The 17,534-nt window shown below is 69.3% G+C and carries 14 protein-coding genes; 8 read left to right on the top strand and 6 right to left on the bottom strand.

Features of this window, described 5'->3' with window-relative positions; genetic code table 11:
- Positions 1-39: 39 nt before the first annotated feature.
- Both AVJ23_RS06215 and AVJ23_RS06210 read left to right on the top strand, forming a co-directional pair.
- Positions 40-1,272 carry a metallophosphoesterase family protein gene (locus AVJ23_RS06215; RefSeq protein WP_084794334.1) on the top strand — a complete coding sequence of 411 codons (1,233 nt, stop codon included), beginning with the start codon at positions 40-42 and terminating at the stop codon, positions 1,270-1,272.
- Entirely contained in the window at positions 1,272-4,709 is a 3,438-nt protein-coding gene (locus AVJ23_RS06210) for an ATP-binding protein (RefSeq protein ID WP_058861304.1), read from the top strand. The genes AVJ23_RS06215 and AVJ23_RS06210 overlap by 1 nt, the downstream gene beginning before the upstream one ends.
- Here AVJ23_RS06210 and bchJ read toward each other — a convergent pair.
- The 6 genes from bchJ to AVJ23_RS06180 all read right to left on the bottom strand — a co-directional run bounded on the left by bchJ (position 4,706) and on the right by AVJ23_RS06180 (position 10,806).
- The gene (bchJ, locus tag AVJ23_RS06205) at positions 4,706-5,266 is read right to left on the bottom strand and encodes a bacteriochlorophyll 4-vinyl reductase (protein ID WP_058861303.1); all 561 of its coding nucleotides are present in this window, start codon (positions 5,264-5,266) and stop codon (positions 4,706-4,708) included. The two genes, AVJ23_RS06210 and bchJ, sit on opposite strands and share 4 nt — an antisense overlap.
- A gap of 16 nt (positions 5,267-5,282) precedes the next feature.
- A complete protein-coding gene (gene bchE, locus AVJ23_RS06200) occupies positions 5,283-6,947 on the bottom strand; it encodes a magnesium-protoporphyrin IX monomethyl ester anaerobic oxidative cyclase (RefSeq protein ID WP_058861619.1) in 1,665 nt (554 codons plus the stop codon).
- 76 nt (positions 6,948-7,023) lie between these two features.
- On the bottom strand, positions 7,024-8,136 hold the full coding sequence (gene nagA / locus AVJ23_RS06195; RefSeq protein WP_058861302.1) for an N-acetylglucosamine-6-phosphate deacetylase: 1,113 nt from the start codon (positions 8,134-8,136) through the stop codon (positions 7,024-7,026).
- Positions 8,133-9,161, bottom strand: a complete 1,029-nt coding sequence (locus AVJ23_RS06190) for an SIS domain-containing protein (protein ID WP_058861301.1) — start codon at positions 9,159-9,161, stop codon at positions 8,133-8,135. The genes nagA and AVJ23_RS06190 overlap by 4 nt, the downstream gene beginning before the upstream one ends.
- Before the next feature lie 21 nt (positions 9,162-9,182).
- Entirely contained in the window at positions 9,183-9,932 is a 750-nt protein-coding gene (locus AVJ23_RS06185; RefSeq protein WP_058861300.1) for a GntR family transcriptional regulator, read from the bottom strand.
- Positions 9,919-10,806 (bottom strand): glucosamine kinase nucleotide-binding domain-containing protein, encoded by an 888-nt coding sequence (locus tag AVJ23_RS06180; protein ID WP_058861299.1) that lies wholly within the window; start codon positions 10,804-10,806, stop codon positions 9,919-9,921. Before AVJ23_RS06180 ends, AVJ23_RS06185 begins: the two co-directional genes overlap by 14 nt.
- A gap of 168 nt (positions 10,807-10,974) precedes the next feature.
- On the opposite strand from AVJ23_RS06180, the gene AVJ23_RS06175 reads away from it, so the two are divergent.
- From AVJ23_RS06175 to AVJ23_RS06150, 6 genes are all read left to right on the top strand, one after another.
- Positions 10,975-11,862 (top strand): N-acetylmuramic acid 6-phosphate etherase, encoded by an 888-nt coding sequence (locus tag AVJ23_RS06175; RefSeq protein WP_058861298.1) that lies wholly within the window; start codon positions 10,975-10,977, stop codon positions 11,860-11,862.
- A 45-nt stretch (positions 11,863-11,907) separates the two neighbouring features.
- Complete coding sequence (locus AVJ23_RS06170; protein WP_058861297.1) at positions 11,908-13,167, top strand: ABC transporter substrate-binding protein; 1,260 nt, start codon at positions 11,908-11,910, stop codon at positions 13,165-13,167.
- Positions 13,168-13,500: 333 nt separating this feature from the next.
- A complete protein-coding gene (locus tag AVJ23_RS06165) occupies positions 13,501-14,418 on the top strand; it encodes a carbohydrate ABC transporter permease (RefSeq protein ID WP_058861296.1) in 918 nt (305 codons plus the stop codon).
- A gap of 9 nt (positions 14,419-14,427) precedes the next feature.
- Positions 14,428-15,267 carry a carbohydrate ABC transporter permease gene (locus tag AVJ23_RS06160; RefSeq protein ID WP_058861295.1) on the top strand — a complete coding sequence of 280 codons (840 nt, stop codon included), beginning with the start codon at positions 14,428-14,430 and terminating at the stop codon, positions 15,265-15,267.
- Between the two features lie 124 nt (positions 15,268-15,391).
- On the top strand, positions 15,392-16,426 hold the full coding sequence (locus tag AVJ23_RS06155) for a Gfo/Idh/MocA family protein (protein WP_205626833.1): 1,035 nt from the start codon (positions 15,392-15,394) through the stop codon (positions 16,424-16,426).
- Complete coding sequence (locus tag AVJ23_RS06150; protein ID WP_058861294.1) at positions 16,423-17,418, top strand: ABC transporter ATP-binding protein; 996 nt, start codon at positions 16,423-16,425, stop codon at positions 17,416-17,418. The genes AVJ23_RS06155 and AVJ23_RS06150 overlap by 4 nt, the downstream gene beginning before the upstream one ends.
- Positions 17,419-17,534: the final 116 nt, after the last annotated feature.

Below are 17,534 nucleotides of genomic sequence, written 5' to 3'. Positions count from 1 at the left end.
CGGGATTCGCGCGATGCGTATCCCATCAGGAGCATCGCCTTGGTCAAACTGCTGCACACTGCCGATATCCATCTGGATTCGCCGCTGAAATCGCTGGCGCTGCGCGACCCCGAGTTGCGCGAGCGGCTGCAATCGGCCACCCGCACCGCGCTGACCCGCATCGTCGACGCGGCGCTGGACCATGACGTGGCCGCGGTGCTGATCGCGGGCGATCTCTTCGACGGGACCGAGCGCAGCGCGCGCACCGCCGCCTTCCTGACGCAGGCGCTGGACCGGCTGGACCGCGCCGGGATCCGGGTCTTCTACATCAAGGGCAACCACGACGCCGAGAACCCGATCACCGGCGAGATTGCCCTGCCCGGCAACGTGCATGTCTTCGACGGGCGCGGCGGCAAGGTGGCGCTGGCAGAGGGGATCTGGATCCACGGGGTCAGCTTTGCACAGCGCCACGCCCCCGACAGCCTGCTGCCCAAGTTCCCCGCCCCCGTGCCCGGCGCGGTCAACGTGGCCCTGCTGCACAGCTCGCTGGCCGGGGCGGCCGGGCATGACGTCTATGCCCCCTGCACCGTGGGCGAGCTGACGGCGATGGGGTTCGATTACTGGGCGCTGGGGCATGTGCATGCGCGCCAGGTCCACCGCACCGATCCGTGGATCGTCATGCCCGGCATGCCGCAGGGCCGCGACATCGGCGAGGCCGGCCCCAAGACCGCCACCCTGATCGAGATCGGTGACGGGATCGCGGTCTCGGAGATCCCGACCTCGGCGGTGGAGTTCCTGACCCACGCGATCGATATCGGCGGCGAGGCGGCCGAGGATGACGCCGCGCTGCGCCAGACCCTGCGCGCCGCGCTGCACGATCTGGCCACGGGTCTCGTCTCCGACACCGGGGTGCTGCGCCTGCGCCTGACCGGCGCCCCCGCGCGGCGCTGGCAGATCCTGCGCGACCGCGACGTGCTGGCCGAACAGGTGGCCGACATGGCCCGCGACACCGGGCGGCTCTGGCTCGACCGGCTGGAACTCGACCTTGCCGAGAACGCGCCCGAGGGGGCCGGCGCCACCGACGCGCTGGCCCGGCTGATGCAGGAAATCCGCGCCGAGCCGGGCTTTCACGCCACTGCCCGTGCCGAGGTCGAGACGGTGCTGGCCGAGCTGCCGCAGGCGCGCCGCGCCGCGCTGATGCCAGACAGCGACGCGCTCGACCGGCTCGCGCAGGAGATCGCCACGCGCGGCGCCGAGGCGATGGTCGCCCGCATGAAAGGCACGGGCAGCTGATGCGGGTCCGTGCGCTGTCTCTGGAGTATTTCGGCCATTTCAGCGGCCAGGGCTTCGATTTCGGCAAACCCGGGGATGCGCCCGATTTCCATATCGTGCATGGCTCGAACGAGGCGGGCAAGACCACCACGATGGAGGGGTTCCTGCGCCTTCTCTACGGCTTCCCGCATCGTGAACCCTATGATTTCCGTCACCAGCGCAAGAACCTGCGGGTCTCGGGCGTGCTGGAGCTCGACGGCGGGCCGCGCAGCTTCACCCGGCTGCCGCAGCGCAGCGGCAACCTGCTGGACGAGGCCGGCCGCGCCCTGCCCGAACAGGCCATCGCAGCCTGCCTGGGCGGGCTGTCGCTCGACGACTACCGCAGCCTGCTCTGCCTCGACGACGAGACGATCGAGCGCGGCGGCGAGGCCATTGCCAATGCCGAGGGCGATATCGGGCGGCTGCTGTTCTCCGCCGCCGCCGGGATCGGCGACCTGACCGCGGTGCTGGAACAGACGCGCGCCGAGGCCGAGGCGCTCTATCGCAAGCGCGCCAGCAAGACCGAGATGGCCCAGCTCAAGGCGCAGCTGAAGGAGGTCGAGGCCGCGATCCGCGACCATGACACCTCGGTGCCGGCATGGCGTCGCCTGAAAGAGGCGCTCGACCAGGCCGAGACCGACGAGGCCGCCGCCCGGTCCGAGCGGGACAGGCTGCGCCTGCGCGAGGCCGCGCTGGCCGCCCTGCCCCGCGCCCTGCCCCTGCTGCAGGAACACGACGCGCGCGCATTGGAACTGGCCGAGCGCCCCGCCTGCCCCGAGCAGCTGGACGTCTCGCCCGAGGATCTCGTGCAGCTGCAAAGCGCCGCCGCCACCGCCGCCGCCGATCTCGACCGGCTGGATCGCGAGATCACGGCGGCAACCGAGGCGCGCGAGGCGCTGGCGCTCGACCCCGCCCATGCCGCGCTGGCCGAGCCTTTGGCCGCGCTGGACGATTTGCGCAGCCGCATGCGCACCGCCGCGCTCGACCTGCCCAAGCGGCGCCGCGAACTGGCCGAGGCGCAGGCCGACATGGCGACCCTGGCCGCGCAGCTGCACGTGGCGCCGGACGTCGATCCCACGGCGCTGGTCCTGCCGCCATCCGACATTGCCGCGCTGGAGGCCGCGCGCGAGGACCTGCGCCGGGCCGAGGAGGCGCAGGCTGCCGAGGCCCGCGAGATCGCCGCGCTGACCGAACGCATCGCGCGCGATACCGCTGCGCTCGAGGCCCGGACCGAGGAGGCCCCCGCTACCACCGGCATCGCGCAGATCCTGACGCGCTTCGACGCCGACACGCTGGGCCCCGAGGAGGCCGCCGCGCAGCAGGCCATCGCCGCCGCAAAGGAACGGCTGGTCGAGGCACTGGACGCGCTGGCCCGCGGCGCCCGCGTCTTCGACACCCTGCCCGATCCGGCCATGGAGGCCGACACCGCCCATCAACTGGCCGAGACACATGCAGCGCTGTCCGAGGCGCGGCGCGAGGCCGCGCAGCAGCGCGACACGCATCTGGAGCGCCGCGACGCGCAAACCGCCCGGATCGCGGCGCTGGAACACGCGCTGGGCCAGGCCAGCGATGCCGAGGCCGAGGCGGCCCGGGACCGTCGGGATGCCCTCTGGTCGGCGCATCGGGCCGCGCTGACCGGCGACAGCGCCGAGACCTACTGGGAGGCGCAGACCCGTCTGGACGAAACCGGCGAGCTGCGCCTGGGACGGGCGCAGGACCTGGCTCAGCTGCGCCAGCGCGCGCAGGACGCGGCCGAGGAAGGCGCGCTGGCCGACCGCGCCGCGGCGCGCGTCACCGCGCTGACCGAGGAGATCACGGCGATCGAGGCGCGCATCGCCGAGGCCGTCGAGCCGTTGGGCCTTGCCTCGCTCACGCCCGGCGATTTCGCGCGCTGGCTCGACCGCCATGCCGAGGCCGCCGAGGCCCGACGCCGTCTGGACCGGACGCGCGCGGCGCAGGCCCCGGTTCTGGCGCGGGCCGAGGCGCTGCTGGCGGCGCTGCGCCCGCATCTCGACCGCGAGGATCCGGGCTTTGCCTCGGCGCTTGGCGCGGCACGGGCCCTGGCGCGCCAGGAGCAGGCGCGCGAAGACGCGCTGCGCGACGCGACCCGCGCGGTGATCGAGCGGCGGCGCGAGCTGGCCACGCGGCAGGCCCGGCTGGACACGCTGACGACCGCGCGGTGCCATGCGCAGCAGGGTTGGGAGAACCGTGTTGCCGATGCCCTCGGGCAGGCGGTGACGCCTGACCGGCTGGGCCCTGCCCTGTCGCTGCTGCGGGACCTGCGCGAGAAGAACACGGCCCGGGCCGAGGCCGCGCGCCGCGTCGAGGCCATGCAGGCCGACCAGGCCCAGTTCGCGCGCGAGATCGCCGCGCTGGCCGACCCGCTCGGGCTGCCCTGCGACGATCCGATGGCCTGCTGCGATCAGTTGCAGCATCTGGCGCAGGCCGCGCAGACAGCCGCTTCCGAGCATGACACCCTGGGCCGGCGCATCGCGACCATGCAGGAGGCGCGCGACGCCGCGCGGCACCGGCAGGACGAGATCGCCCGGCAGGCCCGTGCACTGGCCGCCACCCTGCCCGACATGACCGGCAACGAGACGCTGGACGAGATCCGGCAGGCCGTGATGCAGGCCAGCGACACGCTGGCCCGCCGCGCCGAGCTGCGCCGGCTGGAGTTGCGCCTGCTGGCCGAGCTGGACGCGCCTGATCTGGACACAGCGCGCGACCGGCTGTCCGAGAGCAGCACCGCCGCGCTGGAGGCCGAGGCCGCGACACTGACCAGCGACCTCGAGGCGGCCGAGACGCGTCTCTCCGAGGCCACCGCGACCCGCGCCACCGCCGCGCGCGACCTTGACGCCATCTCGGGCGATGCCGAGATCGCGCTTCTGGTCGAACAGCGCGCCACGCTGGAATTGCAGATGGAGCAGGTCGCGCTGGACTACCTCGACCGCGCCATCGGGCTGAGCCTGGCCGAGGACGCGATCCGGCGCTACCGCGACGCGCATCGCAGCGGCATGATGCAGGCAACCGAGCGCGCCTTTGCCGAGCTGACGCAGGGCGCCTATGCCACGCTGCGAAGCGAGCCCGACGGCGCGAGCGAACGGCTGGTGGCGGTGGATGCGGCGGGGGTCGCGAAGGGCGTGCAGGACCTGTCCAAGGGCACGCGCTTCCAGCTGTATCTCGCCTTGCGGGCCGCGGCCTACCAGCAGCTGGTGGCCGAGGGGATCCGCCTGCCCTTCTTCTGCGATGACATCTTCGAGACCTTCGACGAAGAGCGCACCCGCGCCGCCTGCCGCCTGATGGAGCAGATCGGGCGCAGCGGGCAGGCGATCTACCTGACCCATCACCGCCACGTGGTCGAGATCGCGCAGGAGGTCTGCGAGACGCCGCCGCGCGTGCACCAGCTGGGCCGGGCCTAGGCCATCGAGATCTCGAAGACACAAGCGAGCTGGCCGGGCTGCGCCCCGCACCGGCACTCACGGCAGCGACAGTCCGGGTGGACCAGCGCGGCATAGAGATGCTGGAACACCGCCGCGTGCCAGGCGCAGAGCGGCACGGGCGAAACGGCGCCGCGGATCACCGGGTTGTCGGCGATCTCGAAACGCCACGGTGTGAGCGCCGCGAAGCGGCCCGAGCCTGCGAAGGTCCATGCATGGCGCGTGATGGCCCGCGACAGCGCCCGCGCGGCCAGGGGGGCCGGCAGCGCGCGCAGCACGGCCTGCGCCGGTTTCGGAATGCGATGGGCGAGGATATAGGCGCCGGTGGCCGCCCCGGCGGCGCGCAGAACATCCTCGGCCCCCGGCAGGGTCATGCGCACCATGGCGTGCAGGCGCCGTGCCTCGGCCTCGGGGATCATGGCGCTGCCATCCGGCACCTGCCCGATCCCGGCCTGCGCCAGCAAGGCGTCCACCTGCCCCGCCCCGGCGACCCGCTCGATCTGCGGCAGCAATTGCAGGACGGCATTGGGCCCGATCAGGCCGGACGCGACATCCTCAGGCGTCCTCCATCTGCTGGTCGCCCCCGCCGCAGGCCCGCACCTGCGCGCCGTCGGGCATCCGGAACCCCTGCGCCCGGTCTGTCGCGCGGTCCTTCATCTGGGCGCGCACCGCCTCGCGCCGTTCGGCCGCGCGGGCGGCCCGGTCGGCGGCGGCCTCCCAGTCCTCCAGCTGCGCCTCGGCCAGCTGGCGGGTCTCGTCGAAATGGAAATCCACCGTCGTCTTGGTCTGTGGCCCCCAGTAGCCCGCCTTACCCAGATCGTAGAAGGTGCGCTGAAACCCTGCCTTGAGGAAGGCGTAGAGACAGCCCAGCAGGTAGCGCCGGCGGAAGCCCGTGCCGCGCCACGGGTAGTGGAACAGCGCCTTTTTCGAGTAGAAGCGGCGATAGTTGTTCATCACACCGTCCAAGAGTTCGCCCCGCTCCATCGCGGCGGGCTTCATGATCGGCGTCACGAAGTTGTATTTCGAGAAATCGTGGATCTCGACCTGGTCCTTGAGTTCCTGGAAGAGCGGCGTGAAGGGCCAGGGCGTGTACATCGACCAGTTGGCCAGGTCCGGCTGCCAGTCCCAGGCCATGCGATAGGTCTCTTCCAGCGTCTCGGGCGTCTCGTTGTCCAGCCCGACGATGAACTGCGCCTCGACCAGGATGTCGGCCTCGCGCAGGAGCCGGATGGCGGTCTTGTTCTCGTCGACGCGGGTTTCCTTGTTGAACTGGTCCAGCTTCATCTGCGCTGCCGCCTCGGTGCCCAGGCTGACATGCACCAGCCCTGCCTTGCGGTAGAATTTCAGCAGGTCGCGGTCGCGGTAGATGTCGGTGACGCGCGTATTGATGCCCCACTTGACCCGTTTCGGCAGGCCGCGGTCGATCAGCTCCTGGCAGAAGGCCACGAATTTCTTCTTGTTGATGGTGGGTTCCTCGTCGGCGAGGATGAAGAAGCCCACCCCGTGATTGTCCACCAGGTCCTCGATCTCGTCGACCACGTCGCGCGGGTCGCGCACGCGGTAGTCGCGCCAGAACTTCCACTGGCTGCAGAAGGAACAGGTGAACGGGCAGCCGCGCGCGAGGTTGGGGATCGCCACGCGGGTGCCGAGCGGGATGTAGATGTATTTCTCCCAGTCCAGCACCGTCCAGTCGGGCTTGATCGCCGAGAGGTCCTTGACGGTCGAGGCGGCCGGCGTGGTGCGGATCTCGCCGCCGTCGAGATAGGCCAGCCCCTTGATGCGGTGCCGGTCCTCGGGCCAGCGCCCGTCGGCGATGGTGCACATCAGCTCGGAGCAGATCTCCTCGCCCTCGCCGCGCACGATCACGTCGACCCAGGGCGCCTCGCTCAGCACCTGCCGGAACATGAAGGTGGCATGCACGCCGCCCAGTACGCGCACCGCCTCGGGCACCACCTGTTGCGCCAGTTTCAGCACATCCTCGGCGCGGTAGATCGAAGGCGTGATCGCCGTCACCCCCACCACGTCGGGTTGCAGCGCCTCCATCCTGCGGGCCAGCTCGGCATCCGACAGGTTGTCGGTCATGGCGTCGATGAAATGGATGTCGTCGAACCCGTCGCGCCGCAGGTGGCCGGTCAGGTAGGCGACCCAGGCGGGCGGCCAGGTGCCGGCGATCTCGGCCCCGCCGGAACGGTAATTGGGGTGAACGAAGAGAATGCGCATGTCGACCTCCAGCAGCGTCCGCCAAAGGTGACACACAAGCTGTCAATCTGGATTGACATGGATCAAACGCGCCCGGTCACTCGGGATCGAGCCAGCGCACCGAGGTAAGATCGGCCGCGATGCGGATCAGCCCGGAGCGGTCGGGCAAGCCGGTCCGGCGCCCGATCAGTCCCGCGGGGATCGTGATCGCCGCGCGCAAGGCCTCCTCCAGCGGGGCGCCCACCTGGTCGACCATCACGCGGATCGCGGTGGTCAGGTCCAGATCCGCTCCCGCCAGCGTGCCATCCTCCAGCGTCAGGATCCCGCGGTCGCGGCGGATGGTCCGGTCGTTCAACGTGAAGGCGGTGCGGTCCGTGCCCGCCACGGCCATGGCATCGCTGACGAGGAAGAGCCGCCCCGGCCCGGTCTTGGCGGCACGGGCGGCGCGCATCGTGGCGGGATGCACATGCACCGCGTCGGCGATCAGCCCGGCATGGACCGCGCCGCTGTCCAGCGCCGCCCCCACCAGCCCCGGGGCACGGTTGCCCAGCTGGCTCATCGCGTTGAACAGATGCGTGACGCAGCGCGCGCCGGCCGCGATGTAGCGCAGGCAGGTGTCATAATCGGCATCGCTGTGGCCCAGCGAGACCAGCACGCCCGCCCGCGCCAATGCCGAGACCTGTGCCTCGGTCGCGTTTTCCGGGGCCAGTGTGATCTTGAGCACGGGCAGCGCGGCGGCCGCCTGCAGAAGCGCGTTCAGATCCGCCTCGCTCATCGGCCGGATCAGGGCGCCGTCATGCGCGCCCTTGCGCGCCACCGACAGGTGCGGCCCCTCAAGATGCAGCCCGGCGATGCCCGGCACGCCCTGCCGCACGGCCTCGGTCGCGGCGGCGATGGCGGCGCGCGTCACCTCGGGCGTGTCGGTGATCAGCGTGGGCAGCAGCGCCGCGACCCCCAGCGCGCGATGCGCCTGCGCCATGCGCCGCAGGGTCTCGACCTCGGGCGCGTCGTTGAACATCACGCCGCCGCCGCCATTCACCTGCAGGTCCACGTAGCCGGGCGAGAGGATGTCGCCGCCAAGATCCACGCCCGCCCCGCCTTCGTCCGGGATCAGCTCCATGCCCCCGCCCGTCCCGCAGCGCAGCGCGTGACCGGTCCAGAGCGTGGTGCCGTCGAAGATCCGCCCGTTGCGATAGATCACGCCCGTCATACCGTTTCCGTCACCTTCTTGAGGTGGCGCGGCGTGTCAGGGTCGATGCCACGGCGCACGGCCACCGATTCCACCATGCCGTAAAAGGACACGATCGCCGCCACCGGGTCGGTCAGCCAGTGATCGGTGCGCACATGCGGCAGCCGCACGGCCCGCTGGACCCGGTCGGTCATGGCAAAGACCCGCGCCCCCTTGCCCACCAGCGCGTCGGCCGTTTCGGCCACGCTGTCCTCGGCCGCGTCGCCGGCGGCGAAGGCGATCACTGGGAAATCCTCGCCCACGATCGAGACCGGGCCATGCAACACCTCGGCCGAGGAATAGCTCTCGGCGTGGATCAGGCAGGTCTCCTTGAACTTCAGCGCCGCCTCGTTCGAGATCGCCCAGGACGGCCCGCGCCCGAGACAGTAGAGCGAGCGCCCGTCCATCGCGGCCGCCGCCTGCGACCAGTCACATTCCGTCGCGCGGTCCAGATGTTTCGGCAGCGCGTGGATCGCCTCGACCAGTGCCGCGTCGCCCTTGAGCTCGGCCAGGAACCAGAGCCCGGCCACCAGCGAGCTGACGAAGGTCTTGGTGGCCGCCACGCTCAGCTCGGGGCCGGCATGGATCGGCAGGGTGGCATCGGCCACGCCCGCCAGCCGCGCGCCCGCATCATTGGTCAGCGCCACGGTCAGCGCGCCGCCGGCGCGCAGCGCCTCGGTCATCGCGACGATATCGGGGCTCTGGCCCGATTGCGAGACCGACAGGCAGACCGCGCCCTCCGCCTGCAGCGGCGCCCCGTAGATCGAGGTCACCGAGGGCCCGACCGAGGCCATGGGCCGGCCGAGGATCAGCTCGGCGGCATATTTCAGGTAGGTGCAGGCATGGTCCGAGGACCCCCGCGCCACCGAGATGAAATAGCGTGGATCAAGCGCCCGGGCGCGGTCGGCCGCCTCGCGCACCGCCGCGCCGCCCTGTGTCAGCAGCCGGTCGACCGCCTGGGGGATCTCGGTGATTTCCTCGCGCATCCGCGTCTGGCTCGGGGGCATGGGGGAACCTTTCCTGAAGGGTCAGAGGCGCAGTTCGGCCACGAAATCATAGGCGTCGCCGCGATAGAGCGAGCGGGTGAGCTCGGCCACCCGCCCGGTCGGAAGATAGGAGGAGCGCTCGATGCTGAGCCCGGCGGCGCCCTCGGCCACGCCCAGAAGTTCGGCCTCGCGCGCGGCGATGTTGATCGCCGAGATCTTCTGCACCGCGCGCACCGGGCGATGGCCTGACCGGTCCAGCACCTCGTAGAGCGAACTGGTCACCTCGGTCGGGTTGGGCAGCACGTCCAGCGGCAGCGCCGCACGCTCCAGCGCCATGGGCCGGCCACCGGCCTCGCGCAGCCGGTAGATGCGCGCCACCTGCGCGCCATCGGCCAGGTCCAGCGCCGCCACCTCGTCGCGCGTGGCCTGGAACAGGCCGCGCTCCAGCCAGCGCGAGGTCGTGTCCATCCCGCGCCGAGCCATGTCCTCGGTGAACGAGGTCAGGTGGGACAGCGACTGCTCCATCCGGGTGACCGGCGCGCGGATGAAGGAGCCCGAGCCCTGCCGCTGCTCGATCAGCCCCTCGCGCACCAGCTCCTGGATCGCCTTGCGCACGGTGACCCGCGACAGGTCGGTGATCTCGGCAATCTCGCGCTCGGGCGGCAGCGAGCTGTCGGGCGGCAGGATCCCGGTTTCGATCCCCTCCTCCAGCCGCCGGCGCAGCTGCACGTAGCGCGGCCCGCCGCCCTGCCCCAGCCAACCATCGGGGCGCAGGAACTCAACCGCGCTCATCGGCGAACTCCCCGGCCAGTTGCCGCGCCAGCGACAGCGCGCCGGCCATCGGCTCGGCCTCGGGCGCGGCCAGCCCTGCGCTCATCGTCTCCGGCAGAAAGGGCGCAAAATGCGGCCCGATCCCGCCGGTCAGGCAGAGCCGCAGACCCGGACGCCACCCCACATGCGGCAGAGCGCGCGCGATCTCGTCAGCCCCCTGCTGCATGACGCAAACGGCCAACGCATCGCCCGCCTCCGCCGCCCGCGTAACCTGTGGGGCCAGCGCGCCGAACGCGTCCGGGCGGGCCTGCCCGGCAAAGCGCACGATGCCGGCCGCGCCGCCCATCTCGTCAAGGAAGGCTTGCGCGAGGGCCGAGAGGGCGCGCCGCCCGTCCACCGCCTCCAGCGTCAGCCCCAGCGCCTTGCGCGCGATCCATTGGGCCGAGGCCTCGTCCCCCAGGACAGAGCCCCAGCCACCGGCCAGTTGGATCGCCCCGCCGTGCTGTCCGGCATAGAAGGACCCCGTGCCGCAATGCGCGATCACGCCGTCGGCGACGCTCAGCGCACCGCGGACTGCCGCGGGGCGGTCATCCTCGATCCGAAGCCGCGCAAAGGGCAGTGCGGCGCGCAGGCGATCGGCGATCTCGGGCCCGGTGATCCCGGCCAGCCCCAGATAGGCCGGGTGCCGCACGAGGTCCCCGACAGGCTGGCCCAGCCGCTTTGACAGCTCCGCCAGCCCCGCCATGACCTGCGCCACCGCGGCCTCGAAATCGGTCGAGACATTGGCCGGTCCGGTCTCGACCACATGCCGCTGGCGCCCGTCATCGAAGGCCACCCGGCAGCGCGTGCCGCCACCATCCACGGCCAGGACCGGAGGGTTTCCTGAATCACTCATATAGATACCTTTATAATACCTCTGCCATGCCGGGAAGTCACAATCGTCCGGAATGGCGCGTGTCCCCACTGTCAGAGCGTGCCAAATCGGCAATAGCTGCCCGGCGACAGAAAATGGTAGACTATAGGTATGCAATAGGTATCTTGATCGGGAACTGGGAGGATTCGCATGGACCCGAGACGGACGGAGGCGCTGCACGACGCGGCGTCCGGGCTGGACGCACGCCCGCTGGCCGAGGTGGCCAGGCTTCTGGCCGAGGCGCAGATCACCGCCGCGACCGCGCTGCGCGCCGCCTGCCCCGCCATCGCGGCGGCCGCCGCGGACATGGCGCGCACGATCCGCACCGGCGCCTGCCTGCACTATGCCGCGGCCGGATCCTCGGGGCTGATGGCGGCCGCCGATGCGCAGGAGTTGGGCGGCACCTTCTCGATCCCCGCCGGGCAGCTGCGCATCCACATGGCCGGCGGCCTGCCCTCCGGGGTCGAGATGCCGGGCGCGACCGAGGATGATACGGCGGGGCTCGACGCGGCGCTTGCCGGGCTCACCTCCGCCGACACGCTGATCGCCGTCTCGGCCAGCGGCAGCACGCCCTACACGCTGGCCGCCTGCAGCATCGCGCGCCGAAGCGGCGCCACGATCATCGCCATCGCCAACAACCCGGACGCGAAGCTGTTCGAGGGCGCCGATCACGCGATCTGCCTGGACACCCCGCCCGAGATCCTCTCCGGCTCGACCCGGATGGGCGCGGGCACGGCGCAGAAGATCGCGCTGAACATGCTCTCGACGCTGATGGCGGTCGAGCTGGGCCATGTGCATGACGGGATGATGGTCAACCTGACCGCCGACAATGCCAAGCTGCGCGCCCGCGCCCGCGGCATCGTCGAGCGCATCGCCGGGGTCGACGAGGCGCGCGCCGCCGGTGCCCTGGAGGCGGCCGGCGCGCGCGTCAAGCCGGCCGTACTGATCGCCTCGGGCGCGCCCGACCGCGAAACGGCCGAGACGCTGCTGGACCGCCATGGCGGCCGGCTGCGGCCCGCCCTCGCACAGCTGGGCTGAGCCAGGACATAACGATCACAAAAAGACCAAAACGGGAGGTCACAGATGACACGCAAGACAACCACCCTGGGGATGGCGCTGGCCACGACGGCGCTGGTCGCCACCGGTGCCGCGGCGCAGGACGTCACCCTGACGATCGAGAGCTGGCGCAATGACGACCTGACGCTCTGGCAGGACAAGATCATCCCGGCCTTCGAGGCCGAGCACCCGGACATCTCGATCCGCTTTACCCCCTCGGCCCCGGCCGAGTACAACGCGGTGCTAAATTCCAAGCTGGACGCGGGCTCGGCCGGCGACCTGATCACCTGCCGCCCCTTCGACGCCTCGCTCGCGCTTTACGAGGACGGGCACCTGACCGATCTCAGCGATCTCGACGCGATGGACAATTTCTCGGACGTGGCCAAGTCGGCCTGGCAAACCGATGACGGCTCGGCGACGTTCTGCGTGCCCATGGCCTCGGTGATCCACGGCTTCATCTACAACAAGGAGGCCTTCGAGGAGCTGGATCTCGCGGTGCCCGAGACCGAGGCCGAGTTCTTCGCCGTGCTGGACGCGATCAAGGAGGATGGCAGCTACATCCCCATGGCCATGGGCACCAATGATCAGTGGGAAGCCGCCACCATGGGCTACAACAATATCGGCCCCAACTACTGGAAGGGCGAGGATGGCCGGCTGGCGCTGATCGCGGGCGAGCAGAAGCTCACCGATCCGCAATGGACCGCGCCCTATGCCACGCTGAACCGCTGGGCGCCCTATCTCGGCGACGGCTACGAGGCACAGACCTATCCCGACAGCCAGAACCTCTTCACGCTGGGCCGCGCGGCGATCTACCCGGCCGGCTCCTGGGAGATCGCGGGCTTCAACCAGCAGGCCTTCTTCGAGATGGGCGCCTTCAAGCCGCCGGTGCGCAACGCGGGCGACACCTGCTACATCTCCGACCACACCGATATCGGCATCGGCATGAATGCCGACACCGAACATCCCGAGGCCGCGCGCACCTTCCTCGCCTGGGTGGCCAGCCCGGAGTTTGCCGAGATCTTCGGCAATGCCCTGCCCGGCTTCTTCCCGCTTTCCTCGACCCCGGTCGAGCTGGAAGACCCGCTGGCGCAGGAATTCGCCAGCTGGCGGGGCGAGTGCGAAAGCACGATCCGCTCAACCTACCAGATCCTGTCACGCGGCACGCCCAACCTCGAGAACGAGACCTGGGGCGCCTCGGTCGCGGCGATCAAGGGCACCAAGACGCCCGAGGAGCTGGGCGAAGAGCTGCAGGACGGGTTGGCCAGCTGGTACGAGCCGCAGCAATAAGCCCCTTGGCGGCGGCGCGCAAAGGATCGACCCGCGCCGCCCCTTGCCGATGTCGGATGCCTCCGGCGGGGATATTTTCGGGACCAAAGATGACAGCGGCGTTACCGGCCTCGACCGAGGTTGGCCATGGGTGGGCACGGCTTGCATCTTTGGTCGTCAAATATCCCCGCCGGAGGCGGCGCACCCTCTCAGCCGGAGCAGCGCTCATGATTTGTAAACCATTCTGCGGCAAGACTTGGGGCACGGTACAGGCGGGGACGCCGATGACCGTGACCAAAGATGGCTCTCCGGTGCGGAACCCGGAAACGGCGGCTGCGCCGGAGAGTTCGGACCATGGCTGACCGCCCGCGCATCCGCTGGCACATCCTCGTGTTCCTCGCACCCGCGGTGCTGGTCTACAGCGCGGTGATGATCTTTCCGCTTTTCAATACCTTGCGGCTGGCTCTTTACACAGAGGTCGAACGTGAACGGGTCTTTGTCGGGCTCGAGAACTTCCGCACGCTGTTCTTCGACCCGGTCTGGGCCGAGCAGTTCTGGAATGCGCTGGGCAACAATTTCTGGTTCTTCCTGATCCACATGGCCGTGCAGAACCCCATCGGGATCGCGCTGGCCGCGCTGCTCAGCCACAAGCGGCTGCGCTTTGCCGCGCTCTACCGCTCGGCCATCTTCATCCCCACCATCCTGTCCTTCGTCATCGTGGGCTTCGCGTGGAAGCTGATCCTGTCGCCGATCTGGGGCATCGCGCCCTCGATGCTGGACGCGGTGGGTCTGAAATCGCTGTTTGCCCCGTGGCTGGGGCGCGAGGGGAGCGCGCTGACCACGCTGGCGCTGGTCTCGGTCTGGCAATTTGTGGGCATCCCGATGATGCTGATCTATGCTGCCTTGCTGTCGATCCCGGAGGAGATCCTCGAGGCGGGCGAGGTTGACGGAATCACCGGCACGGCGGCGTTCTGGAAGATCAAGCTGCCGCTGATCCTGCCCTCGATCGGGATCATCTCGATCCTGACCTTCGTGGGCAATTTCAACGCCTTCGACCTGATCTACGCGGCGCAGGGCGCGTTGGCTGGACCGGATTTCGCGACCGACATCCTGGGCACCTTCATGTACCGCACCTTCTTCGGCTTCCAGTTGCAGCTGGGCGATCCGCATATGGGCTCGGCCATCGCCGGGGCGATGTTCGCGATCATCCTGGTGGGGGTGTGTCTCTATCTCTTCGGCATCCAGACCCGGATGCGGCGCTACCAGCTCTGAGGGAACGTGATGAACAAGGCCCGCTCCAAACCGGTCAACGCGCTGGCCATGCATGGCGCGCTGATCCTCTACACGCTGATCGCGCTGTTCCCGGTCTTCATCATCCTGATCAACAGCTTCAAGTCGCGCCGCGCGATCTTCCGCGAGCCGATGGCCCTGCCCGATGCCGAGAGCTTTTCGCTGATCGGCTACCAGACGGTGCTGAAACAAGGCGATTTCCTCCTGTATTTCCAGAACTCTATGATCGTCACGGTGGGGTCGCTCTTCTTCATCCTTCTGTTCGGGGCCATGGCGGCCTATGCGCTGAGCGAGTACCGCTTTCGCGGCAACACGTTGATGGCGCTCTACCTCGCGCTCGGGATCATGATCCCGATCCGCATCGGCACGGTGGCCATCCTCGAGATGATGGTGGCCACGGGGCTGGTGAACACGCTCTGGGCGCTGATCCTCGTCTATACCGCGCAGGGCCTGCCGCTGGCGGTGTTCATCCTGTCGGAATTCATGCGGCAGGTGTCGGACGATCTCAAGAATGCCGGGCGGATCGACGGGCTGAGCGAATACACGATCTTCTTCCGCCTCGTGCTGCCACTGGTGCGCCCGGCCATGGCGACGGTGGCGGTGTTCAACATGATCCCGATCTGGAACGACCTGTGGTTCCCGTTGATCCTGGCGCCCGCGGAAGAGACCAAGACCCTGACGCTGGGCAGCCAGGTCTTCATCGGGCAATTCGTGACCGACTGGAACGCGGTGCTTTCGGCGCTGTCGATGGCGATCCTGCCGGTGCTGGTGCTCTATGTCATCTTCTCGCGCCAGTTGATCCGCGGCATCACCAGCGGGGCGGTCAAGTGAGGCGGCAAGGCCCTTCGAAGGGCCTTGCTTCAAGCGGGTTGCAACCCGCTTGCAAGCCGCTTGCAAGCGGCTTTTCGAAGGACTTTCGAAAGCCCTTCGCCGCAGACAGGAAAGGAGCGACATCATGATCCGCGTGCTGATCGCCGGGCTTGGCAACATGGGGCTGTCCCACGCGCTGGCCCATCACCACCATCCGGGCGCCCGGATCGTCGGGCTGGTGAACCGGTCGGGCCAAGTGACGCATGATGCGCTGTTGGACTACCCGATCTTCACCGATTTCCAGGCCGCCCTCGCCCAGACCACGCCCGATCTCGTCGTGATCGCCACCTATACCGACACTCACGCCGCCTATGCGATCGCCGCGATGCAGGCCGGCGCGCATGTCTTCGTGGAAAAGCCGCTGGCCCTGACCGCGCCCGAGGCGCAGGCGGTGGTTGACACCGCCACCCGGCTGGGCCGCAAGCTGGTGGTCGGCTACATCCTGCGCCATCACCCCTCGTGGCAGCGCCTGATCGCCGAGGCGCGCGCCCTGGGTGGACCTTACGTCTTCCGCCTGAACCTCAACCAGCAATCCTCCGGCGCCGAATGGGAGACCCACAAGGCGCTGATGCAGACCACCTCGCCGCTGGTCGATTGTGGCGTGCACTACGTGGACGTGATGTGCCAGGTCACCGATGCCCGACCGCTGCGGGTGCATGGCATGGGTTTGCGACTGAGCGACGAGATCGCGTCCGACATGTACAATTACGGCCAGTTCCAGGTGATCTTCGAAGACGGCTCGGTCGGCTGGTACGAGGCCGGCTGGGGCCCCATGATGTCCGAGACCGCCTTTTTCGTGAAGGATATCGTCAGCCCGGGCGGCGCGGTCTCGATCACCGACGGCAATACCGGCGCCTCGGCCGATATCGACGGGCACACGAAGGTGGGCGGGCTTCTGGTGCATCGCCCCGGGGACGATCGCCACATCGCCCTGCCCGACGAGCCCGGCCACCACGCGCTCTGCGCGGCCGAGCAGGCCTACATGCTGCACGCCATCGCCGAGGATATCGACCTCTCCCGCCACATGGACGACGCGGTGCGCTCGCTGGCCATCTGCCTTGCCGCCGACGAGAGCATCCGCACCGGCCAGCCCGTTTCGCTGCAGGAGACCCTATCATGACTGCGCTGTCGCTGAGTTCCGTCAACAAGTCCTTCGGCGATGTCCATGTGCTGAAGGATATCGAGCTCTCCGTCGAGGAGGGCGAATTTGTCGTCTTCGTCGGCCCCTCGGGCTGCGGCAAGTCCACCCTGCTGCGCGTGATCGCCGGGCTGGAAGAGGCCTCCTCGGGCGAGATCCGCATCGCCGGAGAGGTGGTCAACACCACCCCGCCCGCGAAGCGCGGCATCGCCATGGTCTTCCAGAGCTACGCGCTCTACCCGCATCTGAACGTGCGTGGCAACATGACCCTCGCGCTGAAGCAGGAGCGCCAGCCCCGCGACGTGATCGCCGCGCGCGTGGCAAAGGCGGCGGCGATGCTGAACCTCGAGGACTATCTCGACCGCTACCCGTCCGAACTGTCGGGCGGGCAGCGCCAGCGCGTGGCCATCGCCCGGGCCATCGTACGCGAGCCCAAGCTGTTCCTCTTCGATGAGCCGCTCTCCAATCTCGACGCGGCGTTGCGCATGAACACCCGGCTCGAGATCGCCAACCTGCATCGCGCGCTCGGCGGCTCGATGGTCTATGTCACCCATGACCAGACCGAGGCAATGACGCTGGCCGACAAGATCGTGGTGCTGCGCGACGGCCGGGTCGAGCAGATCGGCAGCCCGATGGACCTCTACAACGAACCGGTGAACCGGTTTGTCGCGGGCTTCCTCGGCGCGCCGGCGATGAACTTCTTCCCCGCCGGCCTGCTGAGCCCGGGCGACCGCCGCATCACCGGCCTGCGTCCCGAGGCGCTGCATGTCGATCCAGACGGCCCGCTCGAGGTGCAGGTGAGCCATGTCGAACAGCTGGGCGGGGACACCAACGTGATCGCGCAGATGCAGGACCACCAGATCACCGCCCGCCTCTTCGGCCAGCACGCCATCACCGAGGGCACCCGCCTCCGCCTCGGCTACGACCCCGCCCGCGCCTACCATTTCGACGAGACCGGCGCGCGGCTGGGCTAGAAAAGGGGCGCCGAGATGGAAGGCAGACAAACCCTCACTCCGACTGCCGAAAAGTGAGACATTTTTTGAGAAAGCCTCTGGACGCCCGTTTCACCCATTGTTATACGCGGCACAGT

Origin of the sequence: Pseudoponticoccus marisrubri (genome assembly GCF_001482405.1) — a bacterium.
Classification (GTDB): Bacteria; Pseudomonadota; Alphaproteobacteria; order Rhodobacterales; family Rhodobacteraceae; genus Pseudoponticoccus; species Pseudoponticoccus marisrubri.
The sequence above is the reverse complement of the archived record's forward strand: the minus strand, read 5'-3'. Positions and strand labels throughout refer to the sequence as shown.